At 50.5% G+C, this 12,740-nt stretch carries 10 protein-coding genes; all 10 read right to left on the bottom strand.

Annotation, left to right across the window (positions count from 1 at the left end):
• Window positions 1–789: glycosyltransferase (locus WC052_05575; protein ID MFA7287103.1), on the bottom strand; the 789-nt coding region annotated here is incomplete at its 3' end.
• On the bottom strand, window positions 786–1,940 hold the full coding sequence (locus WC052_05570) for a glycosyltransferase family 4 protein (GenBank protein ID MFA7287102.1): 1,155 nt from the start codon (window positions 1,938–1,940) through the stop codon (window positions 786–788). The genes WC052_05575 and WC052_05570, both read right to left, overlap by 4 nt.
• A 5-nt stretch (window positions 1,941–1,945) precedes the next feature.
• On the bottom strand, window positions 1,946–3,013 hold the full coding sequence (locus WC052_05565; GenBank protein MFA7287101.1) for a glycosyltransferase family 2 protein: 1,068 nt from the start codon (window positions 3,011–3,013) through the stop codon (window positions 1,946–1,948).
• Window positions 3,000–3,350 carry a DUF2304 domain-containing protein gene (locus tag WC052_05560; protein ID MFA7287100.1) on the bottom strand — a complete coding sequence of 117 codons (351 nt, stop codon included), beginning with the start codon at window positions 3,348–3,350 and terminating at the stop codon, window positions 3,000–3,002. The genes WC052_05565 and WC052_05560 overlap by 14 nt, the downstream gene beginning before the upstream one ends.
• 3 nt (window positions 3,351–3,353) lie before the next feature.
• Window positions 3,354–4,031, bottom strand: coding sequence for a glycosyltransferase family 2 protein (locus WC052_05555; GenBank protein ID MFA7287099.1), 678 nt, complete (start codon window positions 4,029–4,031; stop codon window positions 3,354–3,356).
• 6 nt (window positions 4,032–4,037) lie between these two features.
• The gene (locus tag WC052_05550; GenBank protein ID MFA7287098.1) at window positions 4,038–5,054 is read right to left on the bottom strand and encodes a GDP-mannose 4,6-dehydratase; all 1,017 of its coding nucleotides are present in this window, start codon (window positions 5,052–5,054) and stop codon (window positions 4,038–4,040) included.
• Window positions 5,055–5,060: 6 nt separating this feature from the next.
• Complete coding sequence (locus WC052_05545; GenBank protein ID MFA7287097.1) at window positions 5,061–5,474, bottom strand: GtrA family protein; 414 nt, start codon at window positions 5,472–5,474, stop codon at window positions 5,061–5,063.
• Window positions 5,475–5,477: 3 nt separating this feature from the next.
• Entirely contained in the window at window positions 5,478–7,553 is a 2,076-nt protein-coding gene (locus WC052_05540) for a S8 family peptidase (GenBank protein MFA7287096.1), read from the bottom strand.
• Between the two features lie 100 nt (window positions 7,554–7,653).
• Window positions 7,654–8,328, bottom strand: a complete 675-nt coding sequence (locus WC052_05535) for a tetratricopeptide repeat protein (protein MFA7287095.1) — start codon at window positions 8,326–8,328, stop codon at window positions 7,654–7,656.
• Window positions 8,329–8,430: 102 nt separating this feature from the next.
• The coding region (locus tag WC052_05530) for a hypothetical protein (GenBank protein ID MFA7287094.1) at window positions 8,431–12,740 on the bottom strand (4,310 nt) is incomplete at its 5' end.

The following is a 12,740-nucleotide window of genomic DNA, read 5'->3' as shown; positions in this document are numbered from 1 at the left end:
CTTAAACGCCGCCGTTCGCACCGTCGCTAGCGCACTACCCTCACCCATAATAAGAAGTGTTGCGTCTAATTTTGCCAGCTGTGACCAGGCTTCAAGAAGCACGTATATTCCTTTTTGTTTTTCAAGCTGCCCGTCAAAAACAACAGTCATTGCTTCACCTACGTCTTTTTTCTGTCCCTCCCCAAATGGGTTAGGTACAACAGCGCAGTTTGCTTTAGTAAAATAACCGTACTTACTATAAAAATCTTTTAAGAAGTTGGATGGAAATACTGCTGTGGATACATAACTACTTAGCTTTCGCATGTACCATCTATACACTCGACGACTCACTCCACCGAGCGCTGCGTCTGCTGTAGTAGGATACAGAATGCCACTCGGCTCAAGGAGTTGCACATCATGGGCCACATACACAACTTTGGCCGCCTTCGTTAAAGCCGGCAGAAGGCCGTAGCCCAAACCACGTAACCCATGAACAACAATCAAATCAAACTTGTTGGCCTCTAAAATTTTCTTTAGTTGCGTGCGGGCTCCGAAACCGGTCGCGTCCCAAACAGCCCATGCGTAGCGCAGTAGCACAGGTAGAAGTCGTACCGATTCCAAATCACAAAAATTCCAAGGTTGCAGTCGACACAGAACTCCTTCCCGAACCGTTTCCTTGCCCTCACCTGCCGCGAGTATGGTCACTTCCCAACCGAGCGCATGAAAGCCTGCCGCCGTACGTGCTGCCACAACCTCAGCCCCACCTCGTCTGCTGCTTGTGTAGGCCGGAGAAACAATAAGTACCCTCATGCGATGAGTTGCAAAAGTTCTGCTAGCGCATCCCCCACCACCTTCTCCGAGTAGTTAGCCACAACCCGCTCACGACCACGTTCACCATACCGCTGACACACCGCCTCTCGGCTTAACAAATCAAGGAGTGCCGTGGCTAATGCACCATCATCATTTGGAGGAACTAGATGCCCTGTTTCGCCGTCCACCACCACACTACGCACGCCGGGTAAATCACTGGCGATGGTCGCCCTGCCGCTCGCCATGGCTTCTAGCAGGACGAGCCCAAACGCTTCTGAGCGGTCTACCGACGGCGAAACAATAACATCGGCCACTGAGAAGTGACTCGGCAACTCACTCGGCGAAACGGCGCCGAGAAAACTAACGCTTTTAAATATTCCCAATTTTTTTGCCTGGTGCTCGTAGCTTTTACGTCGGTCACCTTCACCAATAATGAGTAGTCGGGCAACAGGCAAATCATGGACAACACGCTGCCAGGCATGGAGTAGTTTCGGCACACCTTTAAAATAATGCGCGCTATCAAGTCCGCCAACAAAGAGTGCCACTGGCGTCTCTGGCAGTACCTGATAACGCTCCAGTAAATCCGCTGGCTTGGCAGTTGGGATAAACCGGCTTGCGTCTACCGACAACGGTATAACCCGCAGTCTATCTTTTAGGCTCGGTAAAAACGACGCAATCCGAGAATGTTCAGCATAGTCTCGACTGCTGACGAGTACGGCCGTTGAGTGCTGCAGTAAGCCAGGCAAACACCGGTGATACCAGTTAAAAACTAACCGACGCCAGCCGCTTGCTACAGTGTCCATGTGGTAGTACGTAACAAGTTTCTTCCCTGCTGGCAATCCTTTTGCAAATGCGTGAGCAACGCCAAAAAATGGGTAATGCAAAAGTACTATATCTTCGTTTGCGACGTACGTTTGAATGTTTGGCACCCAAGCGGCATTCCCAAATCGGATTGTTGCTGGCACTGGGACCACGGAAACAGCTGGTGAAAAATCTGCGGTTACGTCAGTAGTAAAACCAGGAGCCATGGGCACGTAGACCGTAACGGCAAACCCTCGCTCACTGAGTGCCTTTGCTTGCGCCGCAGCAACGTTACCCATCCCACCAGCGTAGGGTGGAAATGTTGAAACAATGATGCCAATGTTTTTCATATTTTTCAGCGAAGCAATCGACGAACAACTCGCCAGTACAAGTTGAAAACTGGGTTCGCAACGCGTAGGACAGGTCCGCCAAGATTATAATTTGTAATCCGACCAGTAAACGGTTTCGTCACGCTTCGTTCTGAAGCTCGACGTTCATACTGCCGCTTATGCCGACGAGTTCGAATACTCGGCCATTGCTTTAGTATATACCGATAGCCTCGTAGCTTTAACGGAAACCAACCCTTAAGTAAGGACAGCGTGACTATGCCAACCTCAGCAAGCAGCAGTGCGGGCAAGAGCAAGAGTAAAGTCAGAAAACGGTAATTCATAATGAGTACCAGCAACCGATTCCGTTCGCCGTATTCATATTTAATGGCCGTGGAGCGGCTAAACTCATACCGGTGAAACACGCGGGAAGACGGCACCAGCATACTTCGCTTACCAGCTAACCGTATTCGCCACCCCAAATCGAGGTCTTCGTGATACATGAAGAAATCTGCTTCGAATAGCCCGCCGCACAGCATGATGTCACGCACCCGAACAACGAGCGCCGCACCCGACGCATACGGCACTTCTGTTGGCTTAAAGAGGTAGCGTCGACTTCGACTGTCTGCAAGCATGCGTCCTTCGCCATTTGAAAATCCGAAACCTAAAAAGTGTATGGCATTCCCGGCACTGTTTATTTTTTCTCTGTCCTGTGAATAAAGTATGAGCGGCTGCGCAGCCACAACGGTTTCGTCAGTTTGAAATAGGTTCACTATTGGCGTAAGCCAGTGCGGCGTAACTTCACAGTCTTGATTCACGAACGCAACAAAATCAGCCCCCCGGGCTACTGCCAGTTCATATCCCGCCACGCACGCGCCGGCGTAGCCGGTGTTCTTTTTCATCTCATGCACCACAGCGGTCGGAAAATCTGCGCGCATCATTGCGACGCTACCATCAGTTGAGGCGTTGTCCACCACAAGTATCTCTAACCCGTCATACTGACATTGTACGAGCGCCGAGAGTGCCAGGCGCAAATCTTCAGCGCCGTTATAGCTAGGAATAACCGCAACAACGTGCGGCGGCTTATGTTCTGTCATTTGGTATGCGCTTTCGTGCTTCGTCACTTAATGCAAGCTCTTGCACCAACGTCGTAATGGTTCTATCAAACCGATCAACTTTACGCGTTAACTGAAAAACAAGAAAAAATAATGTTGGAATTACCAAGAAAAAAACGGCATCTACCCCCCGCCCAACACCCAAAAACGCCGCCAACGTATCCGTGCGAGCTGGTTGAAAAACAATTACTACGGCGCCGAGCCAAATGACAACCCACAAAACAAGCTTACGTCGGTCAATGCCATCGGTTCTATACGCCGACCACGCTCGCCAAATTGAATATGTGGCAAACAGAACCATGAGTATTTGAAAGCCCATATATTACTTATGCGGGTAAAACGTATCAACAAATAGTCGGAGTGCAATTTTAATGGCATTACTGCTGCGCTGGCCTTGCGCAAGACTGGCGGCACTGTAGCGAATTGTAACCGGAACTTCAACATAAGAAAGATTCAGTCGAGCTATCTCGTCCACTATTTCGCTCGCATGAGCCATTCTATCCTGACGAATTTGTATTTCGTCTGCCGCTTTTCTTGTCATTGCTCGAAACCCGTTATTGGTGTCGGTTAACCAAAGCCCTGAAAAAAGCCATGTAAAAACAATGCCGAGGCGCAGAACAATTCGTCGTGGCATTGGGAGAGCAATTGCTTCACCCAAAAAACGTGAACCGAGGGCCACGTCTACAGTGTTGTCAGCAAGCGCTGCAAGGAGCCTCGGCACTTCACCCGCATCATGTTGCCCGTCGGCATCTGTATGAACGATGACGTCGGCGCCGTGGGTAAGGGCGTAGCGAGTACCGGTAACGAGCGCCGCTCCTTGTCCTCGATTCAGTCGATGTCGCAGGACAGTTGCACCAGCGGCTTCGGCGCGGCTCGCTGTCGTGTCACTTGAACAGTCATCCACCACAACCACTTCCTGCACCTGCCGCAGTAACCCACTCACCACTTCAGAAATTGTGTCGGCGCAATTGTATGCCGGCACAACAGCTACTACCCGCATACCCTACTAAGCGGCTGGGTGCACCAATCCTCGACTGGCCCGCAAATCTTCGACAGTGCGTTTTAGTCCGTCTTTCAGCAACGTTACCGGAAACCAGCTCAACGTTTCTTTGGCACGCGTTATATCTGGCACAAGGTGCGCCCGGTGGCCGTCGGTATAGTCTGAACGAATGACAACTTCGACTTCGGCACCAACAAGAGCCATGACCATCTGCGCCAACTCCATAACTCGAACTGGCTGATCGCTGCCAATGTTTACCGGTTGCTCGTCGCCAGCCGCCATAATGCGCTGCAACCCTTTCACGGTGTCGGTCACATAACAAAACGAACTGACAGCTTCAGAACCACCAAACAAAAGTATTGCTTCTCCATTAGCCGCTCGCCGGGTGTAATCAGCCACGAGATCAGTTGCGTCCAGTGTCATCCGTGGCCCATAGGTATTAAAGACTCGTGCCACCCGCACATCCAACCCACGATTACGGCGATAGGTTTCAACAATGGCTTCACCAAACTGCTGTGCCACGGCGTACGAACTGTAGTTATCAATATGCCGCACAATACCAGCGTTTGTTTCTTTGATGTGACTTGCGGTGTCCGCCAGTGAGCCGTAAATGGCGTCTGACGATACGTAACAAAAGGTGGCTTTGCTACTGAGTGCCAAATCAAGAGCGTTTCGAAGACCAACCGAGTTCACCATCATCGTCTCCACTGGAAAACGATCAATATCCCCTCGGGCGTCTGGCGAGGCAAGAAAATACACCTCCTGCACCCCTTGCCATGGCGCCTTGCTCTTCGCTAACCCGTAGGTCGGGTCGCTCAAATCAATTGGTTCCGTAATATCATGACGAATAAACGAAAAATCTGGATTCGACAGTAAATGATCAATATTCTCTTCAGTACCGGTCAAAAAATTGTCCAGACACAACACGTGCGCCGTCTTTACAAGTTCATCGCACAAATGCGAGCCAATGAAACCTGCCCCACCAACAACGAGGATATTCTTCTTTTCAAATGATTTCACCATAATGCTTTACGGCTGGGTAATACTGGAATTAGTATAACGAAAAACCCAATGTTTCGCGAGTAAAAAATTCCAGAATAGTCCCACAGTTAGAATGGCTAAAACTTTCGCTACGGCGTCGGGCAAATGCTGCGTAGAAACAAACCAGTACAAAAGCAAATTTTGCCAAACAATACCGAGCACATATACAAAGAAAAAACGCTTGTACCGCCTGAGTGACGGCATACCAGACGCATGAAATGCCAACAGTTGATTCATGAGGTATGACACCGTAAGACCGAGCGTAGCGGTAAAGATACTTACCAAAAGGTAAAAGCTTTGTAGCAGCGCAACGTTTCTCGTTAGCACCATGTACGCTCCGAAGTCAGTCAAAAATGCTGCCAGTCCAGCAATGAAAAAAAGTGTTAATTGACGAAGCACCATAGGTTACCGAAGTACGGTAAGTGCAATGTTGGTACGCAGCGTTTGGGTGTATGCAAAGAATTGGCCAAGCAGCTTTCCTTGGCCGCTAAAAATACGCACTTGTGGGCCACCACCACTTCTTGGCGCCGCTACTATTTCATCGCGGCCATCACTGTCCGTGTCGCCCACAGCTAACGACACCCCTCCCCGAAACGACTCGGCGAAGGCGAAGAATTGGCCAAGCAACTTTCCACGGCCGTCAAACAGCCGCACGTGCGGGCCACCGCCGCTAACGGGTGCGGTAATCACTGAGACTTCACCATTGCCATCAAGGTCCCCAGCTGCAACGCTCACGCCACCGCGGTAGGTTGGGTATGGCCGCCATTCGTTCATCAAACTTCCTTCAGCCGTGAAAACGCGAACGGGAAGGTTCAGTGTTGTTGAGCTAACAATTATTTCCGCTTTGCCATCCGCGTCTGTGTCGCCAACTGCTACTGAAAATCCACCACGAAGACTTTTGTCATACGCAAAAAATTGACCAAGTAATTTTCCGGTGGAATTGAAAATTCGTACCTGTGGTCCACCACCAGCAGCCGGCATAATAGCAATTGCCCCTTCCCCATTTCCTTGCAGGTTTCCCGCAGCAATAGAAAGCGGCACCCGCACTGCTTTATCAAATGCATACCACTGCGAGCTAATAGTGCCAGCCGTGTCGTACACTCGCAGCCGTCCAAACCCGCCAACACCTTCACCAACCACCACCACCTGTTCGCCGCGAATGATGGCGCTGATGTTGACGCCACGAGTTTCTGGAACCGTTCGAGAGTTCTCACTGACCGCAACGCCTCCTCCGGCCACAAACGAGTCTTTATATACCGACCACGACTGCACAAGCTGACCCGCCCCAGAGAAGATTTTTAGTAATGGCTCGCGACTACTCCCAGTCACCGTCACTATGCGCCCACCAGCTATCGTAGAGGTCTTCGGTGGCGTACCAGTTGGTGCTTGTGCGCCTACAACCGCACGGCTAGCGTTTACTCGACCAACACCAATTTTATCTTTAATAAATCTATTCGACGCACTGATGTCGTCCGCGCTTTTGAGCAGAACATCAATAATTTGACGAGCGGTCAGCTTTGGTTGGGTTGCTTTTACAAGCGCCGCCACCCCAGACACAACGGGTGCGGCCACCGAAGTGCCCGACCATTGTCCGCCATAAGCTTCGGCTAAGCCTTTACCGAGGTCCCACACCTGTGTACTGAAGAAGAGGGTGCCCGGAGCCATTATGTCCACGCAGTTACCGTAATTACCATTCACGTAGCGCTGATCAAGCGTGTCTGTTGCCGACACCCCGATTATCCAATTTTCCGTGCTGCCCTGATCAAAACACACTGGATACAGGGGCGACGTTGTTAAATCTTTCCCGCCTGTTTCGTTTCCCGCCGCCACCACAATCACCACCCCGGCTTCATACGCTTTTCTGAGTGACGCATTTAAACGGTTACTATACCCTGGGCCAACAAAACTGAGATTAATAACATCTGCTCCGTTTTTCACTGCGTAGTCCACCGCATCAACCACCACATTCACATCCCCTTCACCGTGTGAATCTAAAACGCGAAGCGGCATAATGCGGCTACGCCACGCTATGCCGGCTATCCCCTCTTTGTTGTTTCCTTCTGCCGCAATAATTCCGGCCACCACCGTGCCGTGATGCAGCGCAGTTTTTGAAAATGGTGGTGTTGCTTCTGGTCGCGGGTCATTTGTTTTGGTTAAAAAATCCCAGCCGTTCACGTCATCCACATATCCGTTACCATCATTGTCCTTCCCGTCGTGAGGAATCTCACCTGGGTTTGTCCAAATTTGATTTCGAAGATCCGGATGATAAATGTCTACCCCGGTGTCAATAACCGCCACGACAACGTCTGGCCCACCAGTAGTGACCTCCCACGCGAGCGGCATACCAACCTGCGGCAAATACCACTGTTGTGGGTAGTGAACGTCATTGGGGTCAAACGCGGCAAACACCGGAGACGCAAAAAGAAAGGCTGCAGTAAGTACCGCGATGTGTTTAATGACGACTGCCCGTGTAAAATTCATAGTTTATGAAGTATAGCACGGCTGAAAACTTGGGTCAGAAAATGCTTCCAATAAAAAAGCAGCCGTGAGGCTGCTTTTAGTGTTAACAAAACCGTAACAACTATTTATATTCAACTTGTATACCGACATTGTTTTTGTCCTGCGTTCCTGTCGCAGCGGCCTTGTTAAGGGAATCTACCAAGCGCTGAGAGTATGGCACTGCTTTGTCGTTTTCTTGCTTCTCTTGATAGTACGAAATAATCCAAGACAAAAGGTCGCCATTGTCGGGGTTAGCGGCTAATCCTTGATCGATCAACGCCTTAATTTTTTCTTCTGGGTCGTTGAAGCGGTACTGATACAAATATGCAAGAGAACGATACGCCGGTGTATATCCAGGCTCCGCCGTAATCAATTTCTTAAAGTAGACCTCGGCATTATTCCAATCCGATAGGTCTTGATAGACGTTGGCTATGTTGTTGAGCGCAATCCGACTTTTTGGATCAAGTTTTAACGCTCGTTCGTAATACTTTAATGCACCCGTCTTATCACCCAAGTTTGAGATGCTGATGGCTAAATAGTTATTTGCCGCGATATCATTTTCGGCATTATCATCCTTCAGTTCGACTTGTCGACGCTTTATTTCTTCCATCAGCTGCACGCCTTGTGGGTGCTTGGCAGCTAGCTCCTGCCAATTCTGCAATTGTTTTTTTTCAGCATAGCGGGGATATAGAAGTAACCCAGCAAAACCCAGCACAATAAGGGCTGAAGCAATTGGAATGATAATTTTTTTATTCATAGTTTAAGCAGTGTACCAAGACTAAACTCAATAGAAAAGAGCCCCTTTCGGGGCTCTTTTCCTTGACGAGGTGCTCTTAACGAACGCCTCCACTCTTAGCTATTAGTAGCTGAGGGTGTTGCCAATAACCGGGTAGCTATCCCCTTCCGTCTTGTACGACGCAGCACCGTTGGAGTTCAACGGGGAGTAATCCCAGCTGAAACCTTCGATCTGCGTCGAAGTGACCTGAAGTGGGCCATTTGAGCCTGGAATGTTAACACCAAATGTAATGGTGCTTGTCCCAGCTCCCGTCTTCACTGAGCTTGTATCAGCCTTCACTGTGAGGGTCATTGTTTGACCGGCAGTGACAGTCTGTTCAACAAGTGCAGTGTCGTTGGTGTTGGCCTGGCTAGCGTCGAAGTGAACACGGTTGTTGCGGAAGTCAACTGTCGCCGACGCGGCGATTGTTACAGTGCCATCAAAGGTAATGGCGTAACCAGTTGCTGGCGCACCAGAGCTACAAGCAGCAATCGTCGTGCCTGTAACCGCCGAAATTGTAACCGTGTTGGTGTTTGTTCCATCAACGATTACAACCCTGTCGCCGGCCTCTAGGGTGTCGGCTTCAGCTTGTGTGATACCACCAATTTCACCTGCGGTGTCTGACGTTCCCGAACAAAGGTTCAGGATGGTGTCAGCGTTGGTGATACCAACTGCTGTCGTACCACTTACTGTTGAGTTCGCAACCTCAGCAAGCTTCGTCGAGCCATTCCAAAGGGAAAGCTTCGTTACGTAGCGCTCTGGGCTGTTAGAACCGTTCTTCTCAACAGTTACACCGTTGAATGTCATGTCTCGGCCACCTTCGGCCTTCACATTGAAGACACCAACAGTCTGTTCGCTGTTCGGTGAAGTCGTGCCTGATGGGCTCGATGCCGAAAGCGTAATGACAGGTTCAACTTCTTCGTAACGCATGGTGTTACCAACAATTGCATTAGCATTTGTAAGCTTCACAACACGATCACCGGCTGCATCGATTGCCACGCTACCAGCAGGGCTAAAGGCCAAGCCAGTAAGGGCATCGCCAGAAGCAACTCCTGTTGTAACAATCTTGAAGCCAGCCTCGTTATCATCTGCGTCATAGACGTAAACGATATCACCGATAGCGTAAGTAACACCGGCATTACCATCACCAGCAACTGACTCAACCATTGGCAATTCAGTGATCAAATCACTTGTTGCCCATGAGTTCGCAGCTGTTCCTTCGAGGGTGAGGGAGTCAGCAGCGATAAGTGAGCTGCTAGTAACTGCTGTGATGAGCTTAAAGCCCGGTGTGTCGTCAGTTGCAGCCGCGCCGTCTCCAGCAACGGTGAAGTAGACGAGGTCACCAGCAGCCAATGTTCCACAGGCAGTACCTGCGGTACATACGGTGCCGCCGGAAATTCGCTCTTGTATGGCTACACCTGAATCGGCACCAATAGCGTCAGCGGTGTTAAAACCGAGAACGCCAAGGTTACCACCAATGAGACTCTGCAACGGAGTGGTATTAATCACAACCGTCAGTACCTTTGAACTGTTCGAAGGAACAGTGATTTCACTGCCCGACGAGAACGTAAAGGTAGCAAGACCAGAGCTCAGATTGGTTACTGGGTCAGATGTAAGACCTGTACCCATAAGCTTCACCGAGTCGATGTTGCCAGTACCATTGGTCGAGCGGAGCTCGAGTTTCTGGAGTTTGGCACCTTCGTTTGTGGTGGTGAGCTTAACGCGAGCCATCTCAACGCCAGAGAGACCAGTGGTGTAGAACTGCGAAGACGCAGCACCAGATTGGTCAACAGCAACAGTCAACGTACCAGACTGCACAAAAGTGATGGTCTGGAGCGTAGCCGCACTGTTTGCTGGAATGGTGGCACCAGATTGAGCACCTACACCAGAGATACCAGTAGTTGCTGGAATCGTGATAGCAAGTGTGTCGCCTGTACCGTCACCATCTGAAGCACCACTAGCAATCGATCCGTATACATCAACTAACACTGAAGCGTTCGCCGCGATGTTGAGTTGACCTGCAACACTAAACGTGTTAGAGGCACCAGCAACGTCAGCGACGGTTGCGAGCGTGCTACCGATTTGTACACCGGTGTCAGCACGCTTCAACTTCACGTTCGAGATGTCTGTAACACCAACAGCATCAGCTCCGTTAAACTGGAGAGCCATGCTTGTAATGTTGATGCCTTCTGCGTTGTTCGCCTTCAAAAGGAACGAACCAAGACGAGTCTCAGCCTGACCAGCTGTTATATTCTGGCTGGCGTACGCACCGTTCGATGTCACTGTTAATGAGTTTGTTGTAACGGTAAGAGGATTACCAGTTACCAAAACATCATCAGAAGCAGTCGAGTAGGTGTTTGAAGTCGTTTGCTTGTAGTACAAGTCACCAATACCAGCGCGAAGCGATTCGCCTGTGCTGATGTCAGAGTCTGTATCTACAACAAGCTGAATCTTCACTTTTTGACCTGATTGAATCGTCAAGTAGTTCGACAAGGTCTGCGAGTCAGTACCCACAGCACTGGCGAAGAGCTCACCACCATCTGTAGCAGTTGGTGCAAAACTCATTAATGTTGTGCCATCGGTCGTCTGGAGCTTGATAGTTCCAGTAAGGTCGGTGGCAGCAACTCCGCTTGAGGAGTTCGTGAAGAGGTCAAGGTCAACACGTTGCAATTCAATTGGTTCACCCTTGGCCTCGAGCTCCCAAATGGCGAGCACGGTGTTTGGGGTTGACTTACCAATTTCACCGGATGGTGACGTTGCAGCCTTGTTGACTGTCAACGTACCGGCGCGAACCGTCAATGTGTTACGACCAGAGGTGTCACCAATTGGGAACGAGGTGTCGTTCGCAACGGCGGTCGGCAAAAGGCCAGAACCAGTTTCCAACCCATACACTTCTACATCGTAGTTGTTTTGGATGTTCAACTGCGCTGTGCGAGAAGAACCATCCTTCACATCAACGTGCACTTCTAGATCGCGGGAATTACCCTCTGCAATCTGGTAAGGCGTGGTGAGTGTGAATGTGATGTACCGGTTCGACGCCTCTGCGGCGGTCGCGAGAACGGTGCCATCAGGTGCAACTAACGTGTAGTTCTGAATGTCGTTGTCATCGGTTGTACCGTTGTTGAACAAGCGAACTCGAGCAATTCTGACTGGTTCATTTGCACCAGCAGTCATTCGAAGCTTGGCCAACAAGTAATTGGTTACACCAATGTCAACGCTAACGGCAGAAGATGCAAGGATTTGATCACCAATGGTGAGACCCCCGACAGAGCTCGAACCGTCGATGACTGAGAAGCCGTTACCAACGATTGGGAACGAACCGCTCACCGCTGCAGTTGTCTTCACATCGGAAGAACTTACAACGGAAACTGCGTAGGTTGCGCTGGAGATTGACGAACCGAGGTTTGTCTTTACCCAGACAGCAACGGTCTGACCAGCAGGAACGACAACTGGGTCGTTCGAGAACGAAATGGCAGCCTTTGTGTCAGCAAAACTGACAAAGTTACCATGTCGCATGCCGTTAGCATCAAAGAAGCCAACGCCATCAACGTCAGAATCGGCTGAGAGGCCCTGACGAGTAACCGTAAGACCAGTGAGGTTTACGGCACCATCAGCAGCTGCCGTCAAATTCAGCTTTAACACTGGATTGTAGGCAGTACCATCAGCTTGCACAGTAGAAGCTGGAGTGTCTGAAGCCAAAGAAACGCTAAGGCCAGAACCACCGACCACAGGGCCGGAGGCGCCGCCTGAAACGTTCCAAATGGCGGACTCAGTGCCAGTGATTTGTGAACCGCTTCCGAGGGCGTTGAATACGCTCGCGTCAGCTGTTCGCACGTACATGCTGTTCAGCTTGTTGGCTGAGAAGCCTGCCGCAGTCACCATGCGCTTTGACGAGCCGTCCACGTAGTAGACGTCGGAGGAACTAGCAAGCTTAATGAGCGAGCCAGTTGGGTAGGTGTTCGAGCTAATGGAAGAACCGACTGTGTAGTTCACGAAGAACGCGTCCGACACGTCGTCAACCGTCGATGCCCAATTTGAACCAAAAAGCGTAATCGCAATGGACTCGCTTGTGACCCAACGGAGCAACCCACCTGGTTCAACTGCGTAAACCTTTGGGTCGGTTGTGATCTTTACAAGTCGCGTACCGGCTCGGTACGTAACGTTGCCACCGATCTGGTACGACTGGAGTTCGGACTGTGAAACAGTCACGACGCCAGAGAAATCCGAGTACCAAGTGAAGTAAGACTTATCGTTCGGGAAAACATATCGCTTCCCATCGCTGCCGAGGTAGTAAACAGCCGAGTTACCAGCCATCTTGATCAAGTCACCTGCTTGCGCCGCTCGTGTTGCGAGTGGTGCAAAGCCGAGACCGACCGACCAAAGAATGGTCGAGG

It is taken from the genome of Patescibacteria group bacterium (assembly GCA_041675205.1).
Taxonomy (GTDB): domain Bacteria; phylum Patescibacteriota; class Patescibacteriia; order GWA2-46-9; family GWA2-46-9; genus JBAYUF01.
This window is presented reverse-complemented; position numbering and strand designations above follow the sequence as displayed.